At 68.8% G+C, this 24,828-nt stretch carries 23 protein-coding genes; 8 read left to right on the top strand and 15 right to left on the bottom strand.

Annotated features, from left to right (window positions below):
• Positions 1-22: 22 nt before the first annotated feature.
• The 9 genes from G3N18_RS00550 to G3N18_RS00510 all read right to left on the bottom strand — a co-directional run bounded on the left by G3N18_RS00550 (position 23) and on the right by G3N18_RS00510 (position 11,067).
• The gene (locus tag G3N18_RS00550) at positions 23-838 is read right to left on the bottom strand and encodes a prepilin peptidase (protein ID WP_196382374.1); all 816 of its coding nucleotides are present in this window, start codon (positions 836-838) and stop codon (positions 23-25) included.
• On the bottom strand, positions 835-2,613 hold the full coding sequence (locus G3N18_RS00545) for a hypothetical protein (protein ID WP_196382373.1): 1,779 nt from the start codon (positions 2,611-2,613) through the stop codon (positions 835-837). Before G3N18_RS00545 ends, G3N18_RS00550 begins: the two co-directional genes overlap by 4 nt.
• On the bottom strand, positions 2,613-3,305 hold the full coding sequence (locus tag G3N18_RS00540) for a prepilin-type N-terminal cleavage/methylation domain-containing protein (RefSeq protein ID WP_196382372.1): 693 nt from the start codon (positions 3,303-3,305) through the stop codon (positions 2,613-2,615). The genes G3N18_RS00545 and G3N18_RS00540 overlap by 1 nt, the downstream gene beginning before the upstream one ends.
• Positions 3,302-4,654, bottom strand: a complete 1,353-nt coding sequence (locus tag G3N18_RS16400; protein ID WP_196382371.1) for a carboxypeptidase regulatory-like domain-containing protein — start codon at positions 4,652-4,654, stop codon at positions 3,302-3,304. Before G3N18_RS16400 ends, G3N18_RS00540 begins: the two co-directional genes overlap by 4 nt.
• Before the next feature lie 98 nt (positions 4,655-4,752).
• Complete coding sequence (locus tag G3N18_RS16380; protein ID WP_196382370.1) at positions 4,753-5,211, bottom strand: type II secretion system protein; 459 nt, start codon at positions 5,209-5,211, stop codon at positions 4,753-4,755.
• A 137-nt stretch (positions 5,212-5,348) separates the two neighbouring features.
• Positions 5,349-6,593, bottom strand: a complete 1,245-nt coding sequence (locus G3N18_RS00525) for a type II secretion system F family protein (RefSeq protein ID WP_196382369.1) — start codon at positions 6,591-6,593, stop codon at positions 5,349-5,351.
• A gap of 2 nt (positions 6,594-6,595) precedes the next feature.
• Positions 6,596-8,227, bottom strand: coding sequence for a type IV pilus twitching motility protein PilT (locus tag G3N18_RS00520; RefSeq protein ID WP_338038081.1), 1,632 nt, complete (start codon positions 8,225-8,227; stop codon positions 6,596-6,598).
• A gap of 113 nt (positions 8,228-8,340) precedes the next feature.
• A complete protein-coding gene (locus tag G3N18_RS00515; RefSeq protein ID WP_338038080.1) occupies positions 8,341-10,167 on the bottom strand; it encodes a GspE/PulE family protein in 1,827 nt (608 codons plus the stop codon).
• 603 nt (positions 10,168-10,770) lie between these two features.
• The gene (locus G3N18_RS00510; RefSeq protein WP_196382368.1) at positions 10,771-11,067 is read right to left on the bottom strand and encodes a DUF1905 domain-containing protein; all 297 of its coding nucleotides are present in this window, start codon (positions 11,065-11,067) and stop codon (positions 10,771-10,773) included.
• A gap of 105 nt (positions 11,068-11,172) precedes the next feature.
• Between G3N18_RS00510 and G3N18_RS00505 the strand changes: the two genes are divergently transcribed.
• Positions 11,173-12,675 (top strand): HNH endonuclease signature motif containing protein, encoded by a 1,503-nt coding sequence (locus tag G3N18_RS00505; protein ID WP_338038079.1) that lies wholly within the window; start codon positions 11,173-11,175, stop codon positions 12,673-12,675.
• Between the two features lie 161 nt (positions 12,676-12,836).
• On the opposite strand, the gene adhE is transcribed toward G3N18_RS00505, so the two are convergent.
• Entirely contained in the window at positions 12,837-15,554 is a 2,718-nt protein-coding gene (adhE, locus tag G3N18_RS00500; protein ID WP_196382367.1) for a bifunctional acetaldehyde-CoA/alcohol dehydrogenase, read from the bottom strand.
• Between the two features lie 154 nt (positions 15,555-15,708).
• Here adhE and G3N18_RS00495 point away from each other — a divergent pair, with 154 nt between their 5' ends.
• Together G3N18_RS00495 and nrdI are read left to right on the top strand one after the other, a co-directional pair.
• On the top strand, positions 15,709-17,100 hold the full coding sequence (locus G3N18_RS00495) for a flavin monoamine oxidase family protein (protein ID WP_206692814.1): 1,392 nt from the start codon (positions 15,709-15,711) through the stop codon (positions 17,098-17,100).
• A 51-nt stretch (positions 17,101-17,151) separates the two neighbouring features.
• Complete coding sequence (gene nrdI / locus G3N18_RS00490) at positions 17,152-17,577, top strand: class Ib ribonucleoside-diphosphate reductase assembly flavoprotein NrdI (protein ID WP_196382366.1); 426 nt, start codon at positions 17,152-17,154, stop codon at positions 17,575-17,577.
• Positions 17,578-17,618: 41 nt separating this feature from the next.
• Here nrdI and G3N18_RS00485 read toward each other — a convergent pair whose 3' ends face one another.
• Positions 17,619-18,092 (bottom strand): MarR family winged helix-turn-helix transcriptional regulator, encoded by a 474-nt coding sequence (locus G3N18_RS00485; RefSeq protein WP_196382365.1) that lies wholly within the window; start codon positions 18,090-18,092, stop codon positions 17,619-17,621.
• Positions 18,093-18,140: 48 nt separating this feature from the next.
• On the opposite strand from G3N18_RS00485, the gene G3N18_RS00480 reads away from it, so the two are divergent.
• Both G3N18_RS00480 and G3N18_RS00475 read left to right on the top strand, forming a co-directional pair.
• Positions 18,141-18,836, top strand: coding sequence for an NADPH-dependent F420 reductase (locus G3N18_RS00480; protein WP_338038077.1), 696 nt, complete (start codon positions 18,141-18,143; stop codon positions 18,834-18,836).
• Between the two features lie 28 nt (positions 18,837-18,864).
• Complete coding sequence (locus G3N18_RS00475) at positions 18,865-19,902, top strand: LLM class flavin-dependent oxidoreductase (RefSeq protein ID WP_196382363.1); 1,038 nt, start codon at positions 18,865-18,867, stop codon at positions 19,900-19,902.
• 6 nt (positions 19,903-19,908) lie between these two features.
• On the opposite strand, the gene G3N18_RS00470 is transcribed toward G3N18_RS00475, so the two are convergent.
• Positions 19,909-20,886, bottom strand: coding sequence for a zinc-binding dehydrogenase (locus tag G3N18_RS00470; protein WP_196382362.1), 978 nt, complete (start codon positions 20,884-20,886; stop codon positions 19,909-19,911).
• A 59-nt stretch (positions 20,887-20,945) separates the two neighbouring features.
• Positions 20,946-21,332, bottom strand: a complete 387-nt coding sequence (locus tag G3N18_RS00465) for a DUF1304 domain-containing protein (protein ID WP_196382361.1) — start codon at positions 21,330-21,332, stop codon at positions 20,946-20,948.
• Between the two features lie 99 nt (positions 21,333-21,431).
• Here G3N18_RS00465 and G3N18_RS00460 point away from each other — a divergent pair, with 99 nt between their 5' ends.
• The 3 genes from G3N18_RS00460 to G3N18_RS15935 all read left to right on the top strand — a co-directional run bounded on the left by G3N18_RS00460 (position 21,432) and on the right by G3N18_RS15935 (position 23,261).
• Complete coding sequence (locus G3N18_RS00460) at positions 21,432-22,040, top strand: TetR/AcrR family transcriptional regulator (protein ID WP_196382360.1); 609 nt, start codon at positions 21,432-21,434, stop codon at positions 22,038-22,040.
• A 93-nt stretch (positions 22,041-22,133) separates the two neighbouring features.
• Positions 22,134-23,030: an epoxide hydrolase family protein gene (locus tag G3N18_RS00455; RefSeq protein ID WP_338038075.1), complete on the top strand. Its 897-nt coding sequence runs from the start codon at positions 22,134-22,136 to the stop codon at positions 23,028-23,030.
• A gap of 18 nt (positions 23,031-23,048) precedes the next feature.
• Positions 23,049-23,261 carry a hypothetical protein gene (locus G3N18_RS15935; RefSeq protein WP_230403652.1) on the top strand — a complete coding sequence of 71 codons (213 nt, stop codon included), beginning with the start codon at positions 23,049-23,051 and terminating at the stop codon, positions 23,259-23,261.
• 58 nt (positions 23,262-23,319) lie between these two features.
• Here G3N18_RS15935 and G3N18_RS15930 read toward each other — a convergent pair whose 3' ends face one another.
• Together G3N18_RS15930 and G3N18_RS00450 are read right to left on the bottom strand one after the other, a co-directional pair.
• Positions 23,320-23,580, bottom strand: a complete 261-nt coding sequence (locus G3N18_RS15930; protein ID WP_230403651.1) for a hypothetical protein — start codon at positions 23,578-23,580, stop codon at positions 23,320-23,322.
• A complete protein-coding gene (locus G3N18_RS00450) occupies positions 23,565-24,497 on the bottom strand; it encodes an MFS transporter (protein ID WP_338038072.1) in 933 nt (310 codons plus the stop codon). Before G3N18_RS00450 ends, G3N18_RS15930 begins: the two co-directional genes overlap by 16 nt.
• Between the last annotated feature and the right edge of the window lie 331 nt (positions 24,498-24,828).

Genomic DNA, 24,828 nt, shown 5'->3' with positions numbered 1-24,828 from the left:
ATCGGGATGCCGGGCCGGGGGCTCAGGCGAGCCCGGTCACGGTCAGATAGAGATCGGCGATGGGGCGGCCGGCGAAGATGCCGACGGCGGCGCCCGCGATCATGAACGGGCCGAACGGGATGCGGGATTTGCGGGTCGCGCGTCGGCCGATCATGAGCGCGACGCCGACGATGCCGCCGAGCAGGAAGGCGGAGAAGGCCCCCACGACGAGGGCCGCCCAGCCGAGCCAGCCGAGGAGCATGCCGAGGACGCCCGCGAGCTTGACATCCCCGAAGCCCATGCCGCCGCGGTAGCCGACCGCGAGGATCCAGTAGAGGACGTACAGGGCGGCACCGCCGATAGCCGCGCCGAGGAGGCGCTCGTACTCGCCGGTGAGGACGGATGCCAGGACGAGCAGTGCCGCGGTGACGAGATAGCTCGGCAGGACGATCGCGTTCGGCAGTCGGTGGTGATCGAGGTCGATGAGGGTGAGGGCGATGCCGACGGCCGCCCAGTACAGAACGGCGGGCAGCACGGCGAAGGGGTACGTGCCGAGGTAGGCGGCACCGACGACGAGGGCGAAGACGACACCGGTACCGGCCTCGACGAGCGGGTAGCGCACCGAGATGTGTGCGCCGCACGAGCGGCATCTGCCACGCAGGACGAGCCACGACACGATCGGGATGTTGTCGTACCAGGCGATCTCGTGACCGCAGGACGGGCAGGCGCTCGGCGGCCTCACGATGCTGAGACCCTGCGGCACGCGCCAGATCACGACGTTGAGGAACGAGCCGATGAGGGCGCCGAACACGAACGCGAGCGGCACGATCGCCGCCGCCGGGAGGAAGGGCTCGGTCATCGCGCCGCCCCGTCCGCGCTGAAGGCAGCCGACGTCTCGACCCACGTCGTGACGCCGTAGGTCGTCGTCGTCGGATTCAAGAATTTCGGCGGTGCCATGTACTTGAAGCGAGTGTCGTAGTTGTAGTCCTTTGCGAAGCCCGCCGAGCCACGCCGGACGACACCGCGATACTTCTGAGCGATAGCTCCGTTGACGGTGAGCTGACCGCGGGAGGAGCCGACCGCGTAGTTCTGCACCTGGAAAGTGTGCGCGACCGAGAGGATGGCGGCATCGATGCGGCGGTTCTGCGACGTGTCGATGAGGTTCCCTGCGGCGTTGGCCGGGTTCCACACCCAGACGGCGTTGTTGCCGACGAGGCCCAGGATGTCGCGCTGGTCGTCGACGTACTTCAGGTTTCCGACGACGAAGATGAAGTTCTCCGCGGCGACGGTGGCGGCGCCGGCGAAACTCCCCTTGACGAAGACATCGCCCGCGCGGCAGCCGTACGTCGTCGTGGTGGGCGGCTTCTCCGTCGTGCTCGTGCTGGGCGTCGTCTGAGGGTAACCGCTCTTGACGGTTCCGCTCTCGAGCTTCCACCCGCTGTTCGTGGTGCACGTGAAGTTCTTCGGCCAGGTCCCCGCCGCCGTGTAGTTCACATCGGTGGAGATCGAGGGCACGTTCTGCACATAGATGACGTTGTTCTCGGGAACGGCGATCGTCGCGCCGTTCACCGACGTGAGGGCGGTGATCGACCCGCAGGCCGCGGGGGTCGATCCCGTCGTCGCCGCGGCGTTCCCGATCCGCGTCTTCTTGGTGAAGGGCGACTTGACGTTCATCGTGCCGTCAGCGAGGAACGTGATCTGGGTAGGGCCCGTATAGAGGCATCCCGGTCGCGGGACATCCGTCGCCGTGAGGTCGGAGCGCGTCTCTTTCTTCAACTCGGCATTGGTGGCGGGCATCGGCATGTTGCCCGTGTGCGCGGGGTAGCCGGCGAGGGCGAACGTCGGCGCGGTGCACAGGGTGCCGTTCGAATCGCGCCGCACATAGAAGGGACTGCGCGTGTCGGCGCTCGTGACCGGGCCCGTGAACGTCGAACCGCAGGCGCGGAGCGTGTCGTTGGTGTGGACAGGTCCGCCCTGGGTGTCCGTCTCGCCGAAGGCGATCTCATTGCAGGTCGTTCCCATCGGGCGACCCTCGTAGCTGTACTTCATGACGGTCTTGGCCGAGTCGGTGTAGCAGCTGGCGTCAGGCACGCCCACGACGGCGGGATCCTGGACCTCGTAGTCACTGAAGTACAGGAAGTCGATGAACCCTTGCTGTTTGAGGTCGGCGACGATCGTCCGCGTCGCCTGGCCCACGCGCCCCGTCGCACGCAGGCGGATGCGGCCGCTCGTCGAGTACTTCGAGTTGTCGACCTCGTAGCGGTACTGGGCGCGCGCGTCACTGTCGGACACGGTCGCCCAGGACCCTGCGGTTCCGACGCCGAACGCGGGATTCACGGGCGACGTGGGAAGCACGACCGAGCTCCCGCTGCTGAAGGGGGCGGCCGAGTTTCCGAAGCGGTAGTAGGTGGTGTCGACGGCGAGCCGGCTCTGGTACTCGTCGATGCCGGCATAGGCGGCCGCGAGCGCGGCGTTCCAGTCGGCGTCGGTGCGCGCCTGCCGCATGCCGTTGACCGACACGACGACGAGCATGGACATGAGCATCGCGAGGATCATGCCGACGCCCACCACGAGGATGAGGGCGGCGCCGGTGTCGTCGCCGCGGGGCAACCGCGCAGCACGGATGCGGATCATCATTTCACCTCCACGCGGGCGACCCCGAGGTTCGGCAGGCCCACCATGTTCTGGATCGAGACCGGCGCGACGCGTCCGCTCCCGTCGGATTGCACGCGCATCGTCACCTGGACGCTCACGATGTTGCGGATCTGCGCAGCGGAGAGACTGGAGTTGGAGGCCGGCAGGAGCTCGCCACCGTTCTTGTCGAAGTAGCGGAACAGCGGACTCGAGGCCGTCGCGGGGAGCAGCGAGCGCGCGACTGTGCGCGCATAGGTGGAGGTCGTGTTGAACTTCCAGTACGTGCCGTGGTCGTGGTACGCGGTCCAACGCGTCTCCACGAGCTCGTTCCCGCTGTTGCGCGCGAACTGCACCCGGAGCGGTGCAGGGTCGGCCGACGATTCCGCGTCGATGAAGGAACGCATGAGGATCTTCTCCGCTCCGGCGTACTCGAAGACGGCCTCGTTCGTCGCGACCCCATAGACGGGGATCTCCGTGCCTGCGCGGAGGATGCGGGTCACCTCGTTCATCGCGGTGGAGGCGAGTCGGCTGTTGTCGACGGAACCCTGCTGGTCGTTGAACGACCGCGTCGTGCTCACGAAGAGCGTCACGATGAGGGCGATGAGGATCGAGGAGATCCCCATCGCGACGACGAGTTCGATGAGCGTCATCCCCGATTCGCGGCCCGCGCCCGTGGCGCGCCGGGCGCTCACGGCGCGACCCGCGGGTCGAGGGTCACGACGGTGGCCGCGCCGGTGCCGGTGACGGCGCCCGTCGTGGCCGGCGTGATGCCGCTCTTGAGTTGCGTGCCGAGGCTTCCGGAGGAGCTGCCCCGGTACAGCTTCCAGGTGCCGTAGGGAAGAGCGATGGTCGCGGTGCCGGAGGAGATCGTGCCGTTCGCGAAGGTGTACGTCGGCTTCGGCGAGTAGCCGCAGCCGGGGTCGCCGGCCCCGCCGCCGGCATAGACGGCCGTGAGGTAGGGGTTGGTTGTGCCGGTGAGCCCCGTCAGGCGCACGACTCCCATCGCGACGGAGGCGTTCACCGTGCCGCCCGGAGCGCCGGCGACTGCATCCGGGCGCTTCCCGACGAGCGGCGGCGCCTCGAGCCACTCCCCGGGGTCGGGGGCGAGGCAGGTCTTCGTCACATCCTCCGCGGGCGGCGCGTAGCCGCCCGCGACCAGGCTGTACCCCGACGGGATCGGGTAGAGCGAGAAGGTCTTCGGGTTTCCGGTGGTCGCCGGTAGCTGGGAGTTGCCGTACGTCGACATGGCGGTCGTCGTGAGGTTCGTCGGCAGAGCGACGGCTCCCACCACGTTGTTCGCGTAGGTCAGGCGGAACGTCGTCGCCTTGTCGTACGCGAAGCTCGCCTGCGAGGTGCTCCCCGCCGATACCGTGACCGTCGCCGTGGGGGACGCGAGGTGCTGTTCGTTGACGTAGTTCGACTTCGAGACGCCGACGGTGTAACTCGCCGCCGGAGGAACCTTGAGAAGATACGCACACCCGTCGCTGTCGGTCGTGACCGAGGCGACGCCGTTCGAGGGGCTGAGGCTCACGGTGGCACCGCTCACGCCGACACCGGCGGAGTCGATGACGCTCACGAGCACCGTGCCGCGCGAGGGATCGTTGATCTTGCTGCTCGGGGCGAGAGACGTATCACTGTAGACGGGCCGTGCGCCTGCGGCCATGTTGTCCCAGGTCACCTTCACCGTCACCTGGCGGTAGGCGAGCGCGTCGGTGGATCCGGTCGTGTCGCAGGAGGCCGTGGCGCCGGATGCGGTGGCCCACGTGGACTCGACGTCGACGTGGAAGGTGTCGCCGTTGAGAGTGATGTCGCGCGTCGAACTCGTGACGTCGAAGACGTCCTGGGAACGGATGAGGTCGATCTGCTGCGAGGCGAGGTTGGCGGCGACGATGCGGGTGCGCGTGTCGCGGGTAGTCACGAGTCCGGCAGTGAGCGTCATGAGGAACCCGGTCGCGATGATCGCGAACACGAGCATCGCGACGACGACCTCGATGAGGGTGAAGCCTGCGTCCTCGTTTCGGGCCGAGAACTGTTCGTGCACGAGATCCTCCCTCCGTGTCGCACCGTGGATAGACGTTGTGCCTGCGCGGGCGGAGCCGCGCAGGCACAACGTGGGTCAGGCCGTCAGGCCGAGCGGAACTAGTTCCAGGTGCTCTTGCCGTCCGTGCTGGTGAACTTGTAGGTCTTCGATGCGAGTTCGCTCGTGTCTGTGCGGGAACCAACGATCTCGTAGGTGTTGCCCGTGACCGTGACCGTGACCGTGTTTCCGTCGGACACCGTGAACTTGCCCACCTCGGTGGTGGTGCCGCTTCCCGTGGTGATCGAGCCCGAGTTCGGACCCACAGTGGAATCAGGAATCGTCAGAGTCGAAATGCTGCCGTTGTTGCTGGTGGCAGCCGACTCGACCGCGAGTGCAACATTGCGAACGTCGGACTCGACCGACGACTTCCAGGCACCCTCCCGCATGTTCAGGAAGACGGGGATGGCGATGGCGGCGAGGATGCCGATGATGATGACGACGACGAGGAGCTCGATCAGGGTGAAGCCCTTCTCGCCGTTCTCCTTCTTGGCCATCGTCTGAGCGACGAGCTTGTTCATGAAGATTCCTTCGATTCCAGGGGGATGGTGCGGGGTACTGCGGTCGTGCTCCGACCTCCGGGGATTGGTCGGCATCCGTGATGCTAGCGGTTACGGAAGTAAATGAGAAGTCTTTAATGTGAAAATTGTGAAAAAAGTTACATGTTCTGGATCGACTGGAAGACCATGAACATCGGCATGTACAACGCGACGATCATGAAACCCAGCAGCCCGCCCATGAAGACGATCATCAGGGGCTCGAGCATCGCGGTGAGCTGCGAGCTCATGGTCTCGACCTCGTCGTCGTAGAAGTCGGCGGTCTTCTCGAGCATCTGGTCGATCGAGCCCGACTCCTCGCCGATCCCGATCATCTGCACGAGCATGTCGGGGAAGATGTCGGCTGTGGCCATCGACTCGGCGATCGGCCGGCCCTCTCGGACACCCGCCTGGACGCTGTCGAGCGAGGAGGTGATGACGTAGTTGCCACTCGTCGCACCGACGATCGACAGCGACTGCAGGATCGGCACGCCAGACGCCAGCATGGTCGCGAAGTTGCGCGTGAACCGCGTGAGCGCGATCTTCTTGTTGAGCTTGCCGAAGACCGGCACCTTGAGCTTGATCGGATCGACGACGCGGCGCACCGCCTCGGTGTTCTTCGCGCGCCCCCACCAGATCGCGAACGCGATGCCCGCGACGGCGACCACGGGCACGACGACCGGCATCGCGTTGGAGAGGTTCACCAGCAGCTGCGTCGGAGCCGGCAGCTCACTGCCGAGATCCGCGAACATCTTCTCGAACACGGGCACAATGAAGATCAGCATCGCCGCGACACCCAGGAGTGCCACGATGAGCACGACCACCGGGTAGGTGAGCGCCGCCTTCACCTTGCTGCGGAGCTTCGTCTCCGCCTCGAAGTTGTCGGCGACCATCACGAGCGATTTGTCGAGGAAGCCGCCGGTCTCGCCCGCCCGGACGAGGTGCACCATGATCGGCGGGATGACGAGGGGGAACTCCTCCAGCGCGGTCGACAGCGCCGTGCCGCTCTCGACCTTGGTGGCGATCTCCCCGACGGTGCGTTTCAGCTTCGGGTTGTCGATCTGGTCGCCCACGATCGACAGGGCGCGGAGGATCGACACGCCCGCCCCGACCATCGTCGCCAGCTGCCGGGTGAGGAGCGCCAGGTCCTTCAGCGAAGGCCCGCGCTCGAGCCCGGGAATCGTGATCTCCTGCTGGAGGCCGGTCGCCGCGCCCTTCTCGGCGAGCTTGTCGGGGATGACTCCCCGCGCCTTGAGCTGTTGGATCGCGGATGCCTCGTTCGAGGCATCCAGCACGCCCTTGACCTTCGAGCCCGACGCGTCGACGCCGGTGAACGTCCACTGCGGGGTCTTCGCGACCGTCGCCATCGTCACATCCCTCCCGCGGAGTCGCCCGCGACCTGCCGACTGCCCTCGGGCAGCACGTCGCCGGCGGCACCACGACCGAGGCCGCGGTTGCGCACCAGCTGCTCGAACTCGGTGAGCTCCTGCGCGAGATCGCGGGCCTGAGCGTGCTCGATCTCACCGGCGAGCACGAGTCGGGCCAGGTCCTGATCGAGTGTGTGCATGCCGATCGAGTTGCCGGCCTGCAGCGCCGTGCGCATCTGGTGCGTCTTGCCCGCGCGGATGAGGGCCTGAATCGCGGGCGTCGAGAACATCACCTCGGTCGCGACCGTCCGCCCCCGACCGCCCGATCGCCGGATGAGCGTCTGCACGACCACTGCGCGGAGCGTCGCCGCCAACTGCGTGCGCACCTGCGCCTGCTGGTGCGCGGGATACACGTCGATGATGCGGTCGATCGTCTGCGAGGCATCCTGCGTGTGCAGCGTCGCGAAGACGAGGTGGCCCGTCTCGGCGGCGGTCAGCGCCGTCGAGATCGTCTCGAGGTCGCGCATCTCGCCGACGAGGATGATGTCGGGGTCTTGACGGAGCGCGTGCTTGAGCGCGTCGGAGAAGCTGTGTGTGTCGGCGCCGACCTCGCGCTGGTTGATGATGCCGCGCTTGTGGTGGTGCAGGAACTCGATCGGGTCCTCGACCGTGACGATGTGCGCCGCACGGCTCGCATTCGCCTTATCGATGAGCGCCGCGAGGGTCGTCGACTTGCCCGAACCGGTCGGACCGCACACGAGCACGAGCCCGCGCGGAAGATGGGCGAGGTCGACGAGCTCGGGCGGCAGACCGAGCTGCGCCACCGACTTGATCTCGGTCGGGATGATGCGCATCGCAGCGCCGAGCCCGCGCTGGTCTTGGAAGATGTTGACGCGGAATCGCGCCACGTCGCCGACCGCGTAGGCGAGGTCGAGTTCGAGGTCTCGCTCGAACGCCTCGAGCATCTCAGCCGGCACGAAGCTCTCGATGACCCGACGGATCCGCTCCTTGGTCCACTTCGTCGTGCCGGCGACCGACTTGAGCTCGCCGTCGACGCGCACCACCGGTGTCGACTCGGCGACGAGGTGCAGGTCGGATGCCCCGAGAGAGAGCACCGCCCGGATCGACGCGACGAACTCGGGGTCGATGTTCGGGTTCTGGCGACGCAGCACCTCGTCGACCTCGGGCGCCCGCGCGGCGACGGCGTTGTGCGACTCGACGCTCGGGGCGACGGGCTGCGCCGCATAGGCGTGCGCGCGCCGTGCGCCGAGCGCGTCCGGTGCGGCGGCATTCTGCACGAGCGGGGCTGTCGGCCCGTTGTGCGGGGCGGGAGCGGAAGCCGTCGACGCTGCGGGGGGCGCGGGCGCCGTCGGAGCGGCTTGCGGCTCGATGACGGCGGTCCCGAAGATCTCCGCCACGGTGCGATCGACGTCGTCCTGCGATGACACGACGTGCACGCCCGCCGGCGCGCGCGTCGAGGCATCCGTCTTCACCGCGGGCGCCGCGTGCGGAAGCGTGATGCCGGGCACACCGTCGAGGAACGACCGGAGGTCGGCGTCCACCTCGCGTCCGCCGAACAGGTCGTCGAAACGCGAACTTGCGCTGGGGTTGAAATGACCTCGGTCATCGGTCACGGCGTCCTTCTTTCTCTCTCCCCCAGGTGCCTTTCCCCCAGATCTCTGTGCCCCAGATCTCTGTGCCCCACTGCTCTGTCCGGCGCTCCGCAGCGCCGGTGTCCGTGTGACCGCTAGAGGGTGACACGCAGAATCTCCTCGATCGACGTGTGCCCGAGCAGCACCTTCGCCCACCCGTCCCCGCGAAGGCGGGTCATGCCGGTGGCCTCTGCGTACCGAGCGATCTCAGCCGCGGGAGCGTTGCGTGACGCGAGTCGCTCGATCTCGTCGTCGACGCCCATCACCTCGTGCAGCGCGATGCGCCCCCGATACCCCGTGTTCGAGCATTGCGGGCATCCCACGGGTCGATGCACGAGCGGCAGCTCTCCCGTGATGGGCAGCCCGAGGACGCGCAGCTCGGTCTCGGTCGCCTGCACCTCTTCTTTGCAGCGGCCGCAGAGCCGCCGCGCGAGTCGCTGCGCGACGACGGAGTCGAGCGCCGACCCCACGAGGAACGGCTCGACGCCCATCTCGATGAGACGGGTCACCGAGCTGGGCGCGTCGTTGGTGTGCAGCGTGGAGAGCACGAGGTGACCGGTCAGCGACGACTCGATCGCGATCTTCGCGGTCTCCTCGTCGCGGATCTCACCGATCAGGATGACGTCGGGGTCGGAACGCAGGATGGAGCGCAGCGCCGCGGCGAAGGTCATGCCCGCCTTGGTGTTCACCTGCACCTGGTTGATCCCGGGCATCCGATACTCGACCGGGTCTTCGACCGTGATGACGTTGACCGTCGGCTTCGAGATGGTCGCGAGGGTCGTGTAGAGCGTCGTCGACTTTCCGGAGCCGGTCGGACCGGTCACGAGAATCATCCCGTACGGCTTCGAGAAGCTCTCGGAGAAGACCCCCATGTTGCGCTCGAGCATGTTGAGGTCGGCCAGCTGCAGGCTCGCCACCGGCGAGTCGAGCACACGGGCGACGACCTTCTCCCCCCACACCGTCGGCAGCGTCGCGACGCGGAGGTCGACCGTGCGACCGGAGTGCGACACCGAGATGCGACCGTCCTGCGGTCGGCGCCGCTCGCCGATGTCGAGCTCGGCCATGACCTTCAGGCGGCTGATCACGCCGGGGATCATCGAACGGGGCACGCGCTGCACGGTCGTGAGCACACCGTCGATGCGGTAGCGCACCCGCAGGTCGTCGCGGCCGGGCTCGATGTGGATGTCGGATGCCCGGTCGGTGATCGCCTGGCTGATGATGAGGTTCACGAAACGGATGATCGGGGCTTCGTCGGTGCCCTGGTCGCCGACGTCCTGCGTCCACGGGTCGGACTCGGCCTCGGGTGCCGCGAACGCCGACGTCAGCTCTTCGACCTCGGAGTCGACGCGGTGATAACGGTCGATCGCCGCCAGGATGGCCTCGGGCTCGGCCACGACCGACACGATCGGAGCCCGCACCATCGCGGCGACGTCGTCGAGCACGACCACGTTCTGTGGGTCTGCCAGGGCGACCACGATGCGATCGCCCGCGCGCGAGATCGGAAGAACGATGCTTCGCCGAGCCATCGAGTCGGGGACGAGCGCCACGACCGACGCGTCAACGGCGAACTCGGTGAGGTCGACGTACGCAAGACCGAGTCGCGCCGCGAGCGCGACGGCCCGTTCGCGCGGGGTGGCGGGCTCCGGTGCGGGCAGCGGGTCGGGCTCGGGATGTTCGCTGAATTGCGTGTCGCTTGAGACGCTGTCACGGGGACTCTGTTGCGTGGCATCCACGGCGGCAACCGTCTCGCCGCTCATACGGAGCAATTCTTCGGCGTCTTCAGCCTGCCGCGTCGTCGAAGCGAACGACGCCAACCAGTCGATGGCGCCGTCATCGCCCGCACCGTGAGATGAATCGGCAGTCTCTTCTTCGACGGTGTGAACTGTGGCGGGTGCCTCCTGCAGCACCGCCTCGGTCACCACCGGCGCCGCCTGCGTAGTCGAGCGATCTTCTACCACCGGTTCCGGCGTTCCGTCTCCCTCGCTTTGCGGGACGGAACGAATGCGGGTTCTCCGCGGCAGGGGGGCAAGAGGCTCCGCTTTGGGCGCGGTCGCACCGTTCGACGGCGTGCCGATGGATGCCGGGCGATGAGGCGCCGGAAGGTCGAGCGCTAGCCCCGAGCCGGTGAGCAATGCCTGCCAGATGGCGTCATCGGCCGGGCCGTCTTCACGCAGGCCACCAGGCGCCTCGCTCAGCATGGCAGCACACCGATCTCTCTGGAGAGGTGAGTTGCGCCGCGGCGGGCCCTCCCTGCCGGTGCGCAGAAAGCATCGCTGAACATCGACGTGCCTTTCGATCTGCGAACACGGCACTCGGCACCGCACACGATCCGGGGGGTCTCGTGTCTCGAAGGGCAACCTACCGGGGGGATAGGAGAGCACCTGCACCGAGGTGAGGGAACTGCTGAGGCCCGCCGCGAGGCTCGCCTCCAGCAGTAATCATGAGAGATTTCTCATGTCGGTGTCAACATGAAACGCAGGACTCATGTTGCTGATGTGTAACAACTGTGTCCGACTCGCCCCGCCTCACACATCGAGCACGTCCAGCCACACCGAGACGACCCCCTCTGTGCCGATCCCCTCGGCCTCACGCACGGCGCGCTTCAGCGGCAGCACGTAGGCGCCCTGCGCGGCATCCGGAAAGATCGACGTGCGCCACGTGGACAGCCCGATGCGCGCTTCGACCCTGACCGACCCAAAGCCGCGGCGCGGTCGCGGGATCTCGGCGATCTCTGCGCTCAGCGGTGCGGGCAGTGCGACGAAGATCCACTCCTGCTCGCGCGACTGCCAGCGGAAGATCTCGCCCTCGAATTCGATCTGCACGCGGCAAGCGTAGCGCTGGTTGTGTCATATGTATGTGCGAGTTTTTATCGCCATTACTCTTGCCGCTGTAGGATTAATGCACTATTTTGGGAGGTAAGAAATCCCGTGCGTGCCTACCGTTTCTCGGGATCCGACCCTTCGGAGTACCCGGAGCGGGGGTGGATGGTGCACGCGCAAGACTCACATCAGGCAGACGGCCAGTGGCCCGTTCTCGACGCCCTCGTCGACCGCGTGCTCGATGCCCGGCGACAGATCGCCGCCGCCCAGGCCGCCGAGGCGCAACTGCTCGCCGAAGCCGTCACCATCATCGCCGACCGCACCGACACTCTCCGCCAGCACGCCTCGCAGGCCGGTCGCACCTACACCTCGACGGGCGACCTGCCCCTGCGCGAAGTTTCGCTCGAACTCGGCGCCGCCATGCGCGTCTCCGACCGCACGGTGCAGGCGCGCATCTCTGACGCCCACGCCCTCACCACCGACTTTCCCGCCACCTTCGCCGCCCTCTCGACGGGCCAGATCGACGCCGGGCACGCCTGGGCGATCGTCCGCTCGGGCATCGGCCTCACCGACGAGGTGCGCAGCCGCTACGAACGACTGGCCCTGGATGCCGCGGCCACCGAATCGACCACCCGCACCGCCCAGGCGGCCAAGGCGATCGCCGCCGCCCTCTGCCCCGAGGCCTTCGCCGACCGCGCCAGCGCGGCGGCCGACGAGCGCGACGTGCGCCTCTACGACCTCGACGAGGGCATGGTGCGCCTGATCGCCGACCTGCCCGCTCCCCTCGGGCAGGCGATCTACGACCTGCTCACCTCGCAGGCTCGCGCGGTGCTCGCGACCGACCAGACCCCCGACTCCCCCATCGACCCCGCCGACGGGGGCGCAGGCCCCGACCCCGCCGGCGACAGCGCCGGTCTCGACCCCGCCGAGGATCCCGACACCGACACGCTGCGACTCGAGACCGGGCCACGCGCGGCGGCCGAGCCCCGAACCGGTGCCACCGACGCGCGCACGCTCGCGCAAGTGCGCGCCGGCCTCTTCTGCGAACTGCTGCTCACCGGCATCCCTTCCTCGTGCGGTGACGACGACCTGTTCGCCCACATCACCGCGCAGATCCAGGTCACCGTGCCAGCACTCACCCTCGCCGGCGACCCGTCCGGCGGGCCCGCGTTGCTCACCGGCCACGGACCCATCGACCCCGACATCGCCCGCCGCCTCGCAGGCCTCGCCCCGGGGTGGGACAGGGTGTTCACCGATCCCTACTCGGGTGAAGTGCTCGCCGTCGACCGCTACCGGCCCAGCGCCCAGATCAAGCGCTACCTCGCCGCCCGAGACGAGCGCTGCCGCGCGCCCGCCTGCACCCGGCCCGTGCACCGTTGCGACTGCGACCACACGGTCGCCGCGGCCGACGGCGGGCCCACCGAGGCAGAGAACCTCGCCCACTTCTGCCGGCGACATCACACCGACAAACACCAGACCGCGTGGCGCGTGCGACAGCTCGGCCGCGGCATCATCGAATGGATCGGCCCCACCGGGCGCCGCTATGCCGACCGGCCACCCGCCGTCGTGCGGTTCGTCCCCCTGATCGATGACTCCCCGCCACCGTTCTGACGCCTCCCGCGACCACGCAGAACGACCTCAGCCCCTCCCACGGCCTACGGCTGGATGAGCGGCGCACGACACCACCGCCCCCACCGCCCCACCCGGGCACGACGAAGGGGGCCGGGTATGCTCCCCCGGCCCCCTCTGTGCCCCGCGGCGGGGCGAATGCGTCAGGCGTTCGTCTTGCGACGGGCTCCCTTCGCGGCCTTGACGGTCGTCACGGTGCCGGTGACGGCATCGCTGGCGACCTCGGCGCCCTTACGGGCGGCCCGCACCTCGTCGAACGAGGTGCCGTAGTACGCCGCTTCCATGAGCGTCTCCATGTCGGCGATCATCGGCATGCGCGGGTTCGCCGGCGCGCACTGGTCGCCGTAGGCGGCCATCGCGAGGTCGTGCAGACCCGAGATGAACGTCGCCTCGTCGACGCCCTGCGCCTGGAACGACCGCTCGATGCCGACCTTGTCGCGCAGCTCCTCCACTGCCCGTGCGTAGCTCTCCACGCCCTCTTCGGGGGTCGAGGCCGGCAGACCCAGGTGCTTCGCGATCTCTTGGAACCGCTCGGGCGCGATGTAGCGCTCGTACTTCGGCCACGCGTTCAGCTTCGTCGGCACCTGGCCGTTGTAGCGGATCACGTGCGGCAGATACACCGCGTTCGTGCGGCCGTGCACCAGGTGGTACGTCGCACCGGTGACGTGCGCCATCGCGTGCACGATCCCGAGGAACGAGTTGCCGAACGCCATACCCGAGATGGATGCCGCGTTGTGCATCTTCTCGCGGGCCTTGATGTCGTCGGCATCCGTCGACCCGGGCTGGGCCTTCGTGCTGCGCTCGATGTTCTCGAAGATCAGCTTGATCGCGTGCAGGCACAGGCCGTCGGTGTAGTCGTTCGCGTACACCGAGACGAACGCCTCGGTGGCGTGAGTCAGCGCGTCGAAGCCGGCATCGGCGACCAGGAATCCCGGCAGCACACGCGTGAACTCGGGGTCGATGATCGCGACCGACGGGGTCAGCGCGTAGTCGGCGAGCGGGTACTTCATGCCCGTCTCGTCATCGGTGATGACCGCGAAGGGAGTCATCTCGCTGCCGGTGCCCGACGTCGTCGGAATGCAGACGAGCTTCGCAAGCTTGCCGAGCTCGGGGAACTTGAACGCGCGCTTGCGCACGTCGAAGAACTTCTCGCGCATGTCGGAGAACTCGATCTCGGGGTGCTCGTAGAGCAGCCACATGACCTTCGAGGCATCCATCGGCGATCCACCGCCGAGCGCGACGATCGTGTCGGGCTGGAACTGGCGCATGAGCTCCGCGCCGGCCTTCACCTCCGAGACCTTGGGCTCGGGGCGCACCGTGTTGATCAGCTGCACCTGCACGCGGTTGTCGCGCCGGTTCAGCACGTCCATGATCTTGTCGACGTAGCCGAGCTTCGTCATCGTCTCGTCGGTGACGATCGTGACGCGCTCCACCCCGCGCATGTCGGAGAGGTAGCGCACGGCGTTCGGCTCGAAGTAGGTCTTCGCCGGAACCTTGAACCACTGCAGGTTGTTGTTGCGACGACCGATGCGCTTGACGTTCAAGAGGTTCACCGCCGAGACGTTGTTGGAGACCGAGTTGTGACCGTACGAGCCGCAGCCGAGGGTCAGGGAGGGCATGAAGGCGTTGTAGATGTCGCCGATGCCACCGAGCGCCGACGGGCTGTTCTCGATGATGCGGACGGCCTTGACGACCTTGCCGAACTCGGCGATGACGTCTTGGTCGTTGGAGTGGATGGCACCCGAGTGGCCGAGGCCGTCGAAGTCGACCATCTGGCGGGCCAGGTCGATGCCTTCGGCAGGGCTCGAGGCGCGCAGCACCGCGAGGACCGGGGCGAGCTTCTCGCGCGTCAGGGGCTCCTGCGGGCCGACGCTCGCGACGTCGGCGAGGATGATCGAGGTGTTCTCGGGCACCGTGAAGCCGGCGTGCTCGGCGATCCACTGCGGGCTCTGGCCGACGACGGCGGGGTTCAGCTTCGCGCCGGCGCAGTTCTCGCTGTCGGCGGTGACGCCGAAGATGAACTCCTCGAGCATGCGCTTCTCGTCCGCCGACGCGCGGTAGGCGTGCAGGCGCTCGAACTCGGCGAGCGCCTCGGCGGCGATCGGCTCGTCGAGGATGACGGCCTGCTCGCTCGCGCACACCATGCCCATGTCGAACGACTTCGACAGCACGATGTCGTTGACGGCGCGACCCACCTTCGCGGTGCGCTCGATGAACGCGGGCACGTTGCCGGCGCCGACGCCGAGGGCGGGCTTGCCGCACGAGTACGCGGCGCGCACCATGGCGTTGCCACCGGTGGCGAGGATGAGCGCGACACCGGGGTGGTTCATGAGTTCGCCGGATGCCTCCATCGACGGCTCCTCGATCCACTGGATGCAGTTGGCGGGGGCGCCGGCGGCGACGGCCGCGTCGCGCACGATCTTCGCCGCGGCGACGGAGCAGTTCTGCGCCGACGGGTGGAAGCCGAAGACGATGGGGTTGCGGGTCTTCAGCGCGATGAGCGACTTGAAGATCGCGGTCGAGGTGGGGTTCGTGACCGGGGTGAGGGCGCAGATGACGCCCACCGGGTCGGCGATCTCGGTGATACCGGTGATCTCGTCGTGGCTGATGACCCCGACGGTCTTCTGGTTGATGATCGAGTTCGTCACGTGCTCGCACGCGAACATGTTCTTCACGGCCTTGTCTTCGAACAGGCCTCGGTGGGTCTCTTCGACGGCCATCGTGGCCAGATCGCCGTGGTGGTGGAGGGCTGCGACCGACGCCTTCTTGACGATGTGGTCGACCTGCTCCTGCGTGAAGGATGCGTATTCGGCGAGCGCTTCTTGTGCGCCTTCGACCAGAGCATCGATCGAGGTGGACATAGTGGGGTTCTCCTACCCGGCGCGGACGCTCTGTCCGCGTCATTGCTTCCGGGTCCGAGAGCTCTCGGGCCTGTCTGGAATCCAGTATGCCATATGTGGTCTGACCACACAAGCGACGGATGCCCCGCGTGAAGGCGCGCAGTAGGCTCCGAGCATGTCGAATCCTGTTGCCGACAACGGTCGTGTCGTGACCGACATCGACACTCTGGTGGTCGGCGGGGGCATCGCGGGACTCACCGCCGCGCGACTCCTGCAGGGGGCCGGGCAGCGGGTCATCGTGCTGGAGGCGCGGGATCGCGTCGGCGGCCGCGTCTTCACCGATCGCTCGGACGGGTACGTCACCGACCGCGGGGCGTCGTGGATCCACGGCATCGCGGACAGCCCCGTCGCCGCCGCAGCGGCGGCGTTCGGCATGCCGACGGTGGAATTCACTGTCGGCGGCTATCAACCCGACAGTCGCCCGATCGCGCACTACTCCCCCGCAGGCATCCGGCTCACGGGCGCCGAGGCCGCGCGGTACGTGGCCGACATCCACGCAGTCGACGCAGCGCTGGCGGGGATCATCGCCGCCTCGAGCGCCGACGCGTCGTACCGCGACGTCACCGAGGCGGCTCTCGCCGAGGTGTCGGCCGACCAGGGGTGGGAGGGCGACCGCGCGCAGCGCGTGCGGGAGTACCTCGAGCACCGCAGCGAAGAGCAGTACGGCGCCTGGATCGGCGATCTCGCGGCGCACGGACTCGACGACGACCAGATCGACGGCGACGAAGTGGTGTTCCCCGAGGGCTATGGCGCGCTCGCGTCGGGGCTCGCCAAGGGCCTCGATGTACGGCTCGCTCACGTCGTATCGCGGGTCGTCTGGGACGCCGACGGAGTGACGGTCGACACGTCTCACGGAACGTTCACTGCTCGCGATGTCGTGGTCACCGTGCCGGTCGGCGTGCTGCAGTCGGATGCCTTCATGATCGATCCCCCGCTGCCCGAGCCGGTCGCGGGGGCACTCTCACGACTCACGATGAACGCGTTCGAAAAGGTCTTTCTGCGGTTCGACGAGGCGTTCTGGGACGAGGGCGTCTACGCGATCCGCCAGCAGGGGCCGGAGAGCGTGTGGTGGCACTCCTGGTACGACCTGACGCCGCTGCACGACGCCCCCACCCTGCTGACGTTCGCGGCGGGACCGGCCGCCGTGGCGACGCGCGACTGGACGGATGCCGAGGTCGTGGCATCCATCATGGTGCAGCTGCGGCGCCTCTACGGCGACGGCATTCCCGAACCCCTCGCCGTGCAGCGCACGGCCTGGCAGGACGACCCCTTCGCGCGCGGGTCGTATGCGTACATGACGCTCGGTTCGACCACCTCCGACCACGACGCGCTCGCGACACCCATCGGCGGGGTGCTGCACCTCGCGGGCGAGGCGACGTGGACCGACGACCCGGCGACCGTGACGGCCGCCCTGTGCTCCGGGCACCGGGCCGCCGAGCGAGTGCTCGGGCGGCCTGTACCGATCAGCGGGGCGTGGCGGACGGCGGGGCGACGTGCGGGCGATTAATCACGGATGCCTCGCCGCGCGTCGGCGCGCCGGCGCACGCACACTGGTGTCGTGGCATCCGTTCCCGTGTACTACTTCTCGTCGGTGTCGAACCTCACCGGCCGGTTCGCGGAGCACCTCGCCGAGCGCACCGGTCGCGCCGTGTTCAACCTCGCCGACTCGGCCGTGCGGCGCGGCGAGACCGATGGGCCGTGGGTGCTGCTGACCCCGTCGTACAAGGCCGGGAACGCCGACGAAGTGACGCTGCCCGCCCCGGTGAAGGCGTTCCTGCGCTCCCCCGCGAACCGGCGGTCTCTGGTCGGCATCATCGGGTCGGGGAACCGCAATTTCGGCGAGTACTACCAGGCCGCCGCGCGCGAGCTCGCCGCCGCGTCGGGCCGGCCGGTGCTGTTCGAGTTCGAGCTCTCGGGAACCCCCGAAGACGTGGCGCGGTGCGCAGAGATCCTCGCCGCGCTCGATGCGGCGCTGACGCGCTGACGCGCCGAATCGCTGACGCCCCTGACGCGCTGACGTCCTGCTCAGTGGTGCGTGGGGCCCGTTTCGTCGTCGAGCGCGGCGAGCACGAGGCCCGCGATCTCGCCGAGGGCGTCGAGGCGAGATGCGCCGAGGGTCTCGACGACGTAGCGCTGCACGAGCGCGTCGTTGACCTCTCGTGCGCGCCCGAGCACGTCGCGGCCGACGGCGGTGATCTGCACCATCGACGCGCGCCCGTCGTCGTCGCACCCCGCCCGGTCGACCAGCCCGCGCTGCTGCATGCGGCGCAGTTGGTGCGAGAGGCGACTCTTCTCCCACTCGAGGCCGCAGCGCAGTTCCATCGCGCGCACCGAGGTGGCGCTCGACTCGGCGAGCGCGCACAGCACCTCGAAATCCGACTCCGAGAGTCCGGTCTGCTGCGTCAGCTCGCGGCTCATCAGCGCGGCGAGCCGCGCACGCATGCGCTGGTACTGCTGCCATGAGGCGGCGGTACCGGGAGCGAGGGTCGAGGCATCCATGATCCGATGATAGATGACATATCAACCAAAGTGGGTATAGTGGTTGACGTGTCAACCACGCTTAACCCCTACCGAGAGATCACCGTGACCACGATCGCCGTTTTGGGCGCCGGGCGAGTCGGCTCTGCGATCGCGCGGACCGCGATGGATGCCGGGTTCGAGGTGAACCTCGCCGCCTCCGGCCCCGCCGAAGACATCGCATTGCTCGCCGAGATCGTGACGCCGGGCGCCCGCGCGATGACCGCCGCCGACGCGGTACAAGGCGCCGACATCGTCGTCGTGGCGGTGCCGCTGCACAAGCACCGCACGATCGATCCGACGGGCCTTCGCGGCAAGATCGTCGTCGACGCCATGAACTACTGGGCCGCCGTCGACGGCGCGATCGACCAGTTCGACGCCGACCCGCGCACGAGCAGCGAGATCGTCGCCGAGCACTTCGCGGGCGCCCGGGTCGTCAAGGCCTTCAACCACATCGGCTATCACGACCTCGAAGAGCACCGCCTGCCGCGCGGCGCGACCGGCCGGCGCGCGCTGGCCGTGGCCTCCGACGACCGCGCGGCCGCCGGCGAGATCGCACAGGTGATCGAGCGCATCGGCTTCGACGCGCTCGACGCCGGGCCGCTCGTCGCGGGCGCCGCACTCGAGCCCGGTACCGAGATCTTCTCCGGCGCGTTCGACGCCGAAGCGCTGCAGCACCGCCTCGACGAGGCCGCTGCCCTGGCATCCACCCCCACCCTCCCCTGATCCCCCTCCACAACGAAAGAGCATTCCCATGGAAATCGGCGCCTACAGCTTCGGCGACACCCCCCGCACCCCCGACGGAGAGCTCGGCTCGACGTCCGACGCGATCCGCAACCTGTTCGACGCGATCGTGCACGCCGACAAGGTCGGCCTCGACTACTTCGCCGTCGGCGAGCACCACACCCTCGAAATGCCGGCCTCGTCGCCCGGCGCGCTGATCAACGCCGCCGCCGCCGCGACCTCGCAGATCACGCTCGGCAGCGGTGTCGCCGTCATCAGCACCGACGATCCGGTGCGCCTGTACCAGCAGTTCGCCACGGCCGACGCCGTCTCGGGCGGCGGTCGCATCGAGATCACCGCCGGCCGCGGATCGTCGGTCGAGTCGTTCCCCCTCTTCGGCTACGATCTGCGCGACTACGAGCGCCTCTTCGAAGAGAAGCTCGACCTGCTCACCACGATCAACCGCGGCTCACCGGTCACCTGGTCGGGCTCGGTGCGCTCCGCCCTCGACGAACTCGACGTGGTGCCCCGCCCCGTGCACGGACGCCTGCCGATCTGGGTGGGCACGGGCGGCAGCGCGCCCTCGTCGGTGCGCGCCGGGCGGCTCGGACTGCCCGTGTCGTACGGCATCATCGGCGGCGCACCGCACCGGTTCGCGCCCCTCGCCGAGCTCTACCGTCGCACCGCCGCACAGGCCGGGCACACCGGCGACGACATCAAGGTGTCGGTCGCGGCACTCGGTATGGTCGCGCCCACCAAGCAAGAGGCGCTCGACCGCTTCTACCCCGGCTGGCTCGCGATGAACGCCGAGATGGCGGCCCGGCGCGGCTGGCCGGCGCCCGACGACGAGGCCTTCCTCGCGCAGGCGCACGCGCCCGGCGCGTACTACGTCGGGGACCCCGACGACGTCGCCGAGCGCATCGCGCACCTGCACGGCTACATGGGCCACATGCGCCACTTCTTGCAGATGGACTTCGGCGGTCTACCGCAAGACACGCTGCTCGAATCGATCACCCTGCTGGCGACCGAGGTCAAGCCGCGCGTCGAGCGTCTGCTCGCGAAGAAGTAGGAACGATCAGGGGCGCAGCAGCAGCTTTCCCACGCGGCCGGGCTCGAAGTTCGCCCGCACCGCGAGGGAGGCCTCGTCGAAGGAGTGCACGGCGGCGACCGGCAGCGTGACCGAGCCGTCGCCCACACCCCGGATGACTTCCCCGATGAGCGCGGCGCGGGCCGAGGCATCCATGGCGCGGCTCACCTTGCTGCCCCAGAACCCCTTGACGGTGACCTGGCGGAAGATGACGCTCCCCGACGACAGCGACATCGTGGGCGAGGCCATCGCCCCGAAGACGACCAGGGTGCCGTCGTCGGCGAGAAGCGAGAGCACGTCGTCGCTCGCTGAACCGCCGACCGAGTCGACACCGGCGACGATCGGGGCGCCGCCGGTGATCTCGATCACGCGGTCGCGCCACGCGTCGTCGTCGGTCGCGACGACACCCGAGATGCCCGCCTCGGCGAGCTCTGCGATACCCTCGGCGCGGCGCACGAGACCGAGCACGTGAACTCCGCGCGCGGCGGCGAACTGCGCGACGAGTCGCCCGACGGCGCCGTTCGCGGCGTTCTGCGCGATCCACTGGCCGGGCGCCACGTCGAGGTATTCGAGCAGGCTCAGCGCGCTGAACGGCATGGAGATGAGCTGCGCCGCAGCCTCATCGTCGATCCCGTCGGGAACGGGCACGAGCGCCGCGGCCGGGGCGACGAAGTACTCCGCCCACACGCCGAAGGTGCCGCCCGTGACGACGCGCTGGCCGGGCTGCAGGGTCGTGACACCCTCGCCCACGGCATCCACCACACCGACCGCCTCGGTGCCCGAACGGGCGGGCAGCTCGGGCTTGAAGCCGTACGTGCCGCGGATCGTCCAGAGATCGTGGTTGTGGATCGACGCGAGCACCGTGCGCACGCGCACCTCACCGGGGCCGGGTTCGGGGGTCTCGACGTCGGCGACGTGCAGAACCTCGGCCGGGTCGCCGAACGTGTCGTGGATGAGTGCGCGCATGAGGGTGGCTTCTTTCTGGGAGGGGTGGTCTCGGTGCGGGTGTTCTCGGCGGAGGTGGCTCAGACGAGCAGGCCGATGACGATCGCGGCGACGGAGAGGAGGGGCAGGAAACCCTGCGTCACCGCCGCGCGGCGCTTGTCAGGCGAGCTCACGAAGAGCACGAGGGCCGCCGCGAGCATGGAGCCGGTTCCGGTGAGGGCGAGCGTCAGCCCGACGGCGGGGGCGCCCGCGGCGGTGACGATCACGCCGAGCAGCGCCGCGGTCGCGAGGAAGAGGTTGTAGAACCCCTGGTTGAACGCGAAGGCGCGGGTGGCCTCGCGCTCCGCATCGGGCACGCCGAACGTCTTGCGGGCCTGCGGGCCGTCCCAAGCGAGCGACTCCATCCAGAAGATGTAGATGTGCAGCAGTGCGGCGAGCACGGTGAACACGAGTCCGACGGCGATCATTGAGGCTCCTCGAGGCGGGTGGTGGACGGCGGGCGCTGGTAAGCGTAACGACCGTTCTAATATATACTGGAACGGTCGTTACGCAAACAGGAGGCCGAGATGGGACGCACGCGCACCTTCGATGAGACGGATGCCGCGCGCTCCGCGCTCGAGGCGTTCTGGGATCACGGACTCGAGGGCACGGCGATCCCCGACCTCGAGAAGGCGACCGGGCTCAGCCGGTCGAGCATCTACCACAGCTTCGGCAGCAAACGCGGGCTCTTCGACGCCGCCGTCGACACCTACCTCGACCAGATCGTGCGGCCCCGGCTCGCTCCCCTGCAGGCCGAGCACGTGGCATCCGACGCCCTCGCCACGTACCTGCGCGGCTTGCGCGCGGCGATGGCCGACCCCGCACTCCCTCTGGCGGCGCACGGATGCCTGCTGCTCAACACCGCGACCTCCCCCGTCGCCCCGGGCGACGCCCTCGGCGAGGTCGTGCGCGACTACCGCCGCGAACTGGCCGACGCCGTGTCGCGGGGCGTCGCGGCGGCCCGCCCCGACCTCGACGACGGCGCGGCGGCGACTCTCGCGACCGCCTGCACCGCCCACGTGGTCGCCGCGATGACCCTCGTGCGGCTCGACCCCGAAGGGGCGCTCGCCCTGCTCGACAACGCGCTCGCGTTACTCGGTGAAGAGCGCGCGCTGGTCATCCCCGCGACCGCGTGAGTCCGGCGCGCCGCGCCGGTGGCCTCCGAGGGTACGGTCATGGCAGGAGGGAGATACGCGTGAACGACACGACCCCCGCCCATCCGCCCGTTTGTGGCGGCGGTGCCCGACGAGGCGATCGACGACCTGAAGGCCCGGCTCGCCCGCACCCGGTGGCCCGATCCCGAAACGGTCTCGGATTGGTCGCAGGGCGTTCGCTCCGACAACCTCCGTCGCCTGCTGCAGAGGTGGGAGCACGACTACGACTGGCGCGACTTCGAGAGTCGGCTCAACGCCCACCCGCAGTTCCTGACCGAGATCGACGGGGTCGACATCCACTTCGTCCACGTCCGCTCGCCGCACACCGACGCGCTGCCGCTGATCCTCACTCACGGCTGGCCGAGCTCGGTCATCGATTTTTTGCGGCTCATCGGTCCGCTCACCGACCCGGTCGCCTACGGCGGTTCGGCCGATGACGCGTTCGACGTCGTGATCCCGTCGCTCCCCGGATTCGGGTTCTCCGGAAAGCCCACCGAGACGGGGTGGACCGTCGGTCGCATCGCGGATGCCTGGGTCGAGCTCATGCACCGACTCGGCTACCGGTGGTCCTGGGCCGCGCAGGGCGGCGATTGGGGCGGCGCCGTGACCAGCGCGCTCGGCGAGAAGCGGCCCGACGGGCTCGTGGGCGTGCACCTCAACACGCCGTACGCGTTCCCGCAGACGCCACCCGCGCACCTCTCGCCGGCCGAGCAGCACGCCATGGACACGCTCGCCTTCTACAGCGGACCGCTCGGCGGGTCGAACCACCTGCAGGGTACGAAGCCCCAGACGCCCGGCTTCGCGCTGGCCGACTCACCGGCCGGCCGGGCGGCGTGGATCTACGAGAAGTTCCAGTCGAAGACCGACAATCGCGGCCTCGCCGAAGACGCGATCCCGGTCGACGAAATGCTCGACAAGATCTCGCTGTACTGGTTCACCAACACGGCCGCATCGTCGGCGCGGATCTACTAGGAGAACCGCACCGCCACCATGGCCGGCCCCCGATTGTCGCTGCCCGTCGCCGTGACGGTGTTCCCGCGTGACATCCCCCTTCTCCCCCGCACCTGGATCGAGGATGCCTACAGCAACCTCATCCACTACGGCGAAGCCGAGGCGGGCGGGCACTTCGCCGCATTCGAGCAGCCGCAGATCCTCGTCGACGAGATCCGGACGGGCCTGCGCAGCGTTCGGAAGGGCGCCTGACGGGGCCCGGTGGGCGCGCTGCGCTGACGACGCGCGCCCACCGGGACGTCGGCCGACCTCAGGCGTGCCGTGCGGCGCGGCGGATCAGCAGCGCTCCGACGATGCTGGCGACGAGGGCGATGACCGCCATGCCGATCATCACCGCGCCGAACCCGTCGCGGTACGCGGCCGTGGCGATGTCGAAGACGGCGGCATCGGGACGCACCCCGTCTTTCGCGTAGGTGCCGACGCTCGCGAGTGCCGAGCTGACCGCGGCATCCGTCATGCCCGTCGCGTGCAGGCGCGAGGTGATGCCCGCGATCGTCACCTGGGTGACCACGACGGTCGAGACCGCGGTGCCGAGCGAGTAGAAGAGCTGCCCGAACGTCGTGCGCGAGCTGGTGACGGGGGGCCGTAGAACTCCGCGGGCGCTTCGCCGAGCACGAGGGTGCCGTAGGGCAGTGCGGCGGCGGTGAGACCGAGGGCGACGAGGATGCCTGCGGGCACGAACGCGAGCGGGGTCGTGGCATCGCGCACGAAGAAGGCGAGGGTGAAGCCGGCCGCCGTGAGCAGGGCGCCCAGCAGCAGCGAACGCTGTGCGGTCATGCCGCGGGTCATGAGGCGGCCGAGCACGATGGCGCCGACGATCGAGGTGACCGAGACGGGAAGCTGCCAGATCGCGACCGAGCTGGGCGCGAGACCGAGCACGTACTGCCAGAGGTTCGAGAGCTGCAAGAAGGCGACCGCTCCCCCGGCGTTGAAGACGAACCCGGCGCACAGGGCGGCGAGAAAGAGCGGGCGGCGAAAGAGCGCGACGGGAAAGAAGGGGTGCGCGACGCGGGTCTGCGACCACACGAACGCACCGAGGAGCGCCAGTCCGAGAAGCATCGCGCCCCACGTGAGGGGGCTCGTCAGCGACGAGGCGAGCTGCGAGACCCCGTAGAGGAAGACGACCATGCCCGAGGCGAGCGCGAGCTGGCCCCAGATGTCGCGACGCTCGGTGACGCTCGGCGGCACGGCGGGCAGCAGCGCGAGCACGGCGGGAATGCTGAGCGCCGACAGCAGCGGCACGAGCATGAATGCGAACCGCCAGTCGACGCCGGCGAGCATGCCCCCCGAGAAGGTGAACAGCACGCTGGCGGCGCCCGAGCAGGCGGCGAAGGTGGCGACCGCGGCGGGCAGGCGCCCGGGCGCGGCGAGCACCTGGATGTAGGCGAACGCGGCCGCGTAGACCGCGCCGAGCCCGACGCCCGACACTGCCTCTCATCGGCGAGCGAGGGCAAGGGCACGGAGGGTCCACGACGACGACGCCGACTTGCGGTCGGAAGTCAAGTGGAAGGCATGGCATTGTGTGCACGGGTGAACGCCAACGACGACGCGCTCTCGTTGCTGGTCGAGCATCTTGGCGCGCGCCGCGACCAGGGCACGACCAGCCAGGAATAGGGATGGGATGGGGGTTTTCGGGCAGGTAGTCACCGCGGCTCCATGTCGTGAAACAGGAACGACCGCGGGTAACAGCGGTACTTTGTCGCGGTTGCATCAGATCCGCGGCATCACGTGCCCCAAGTCGTCATCTCGCCACCCTGGC

Origin of the sequence: Microbacterium paulum, from assembly GCF_015707995.1 — a bacterium.
In the GTDB taxonomy this organism is placed as follows: Bacteria; Actinomycetota; Actinomycetes; order Actinomycetales; family Microbacteriaceae; genus Microbacterium; species Microbacterium paulum.
Note: the sequence above shows the minus strand (reverse complement) of the source record. Positions and strands in the feature narration are given on the sequence as shown.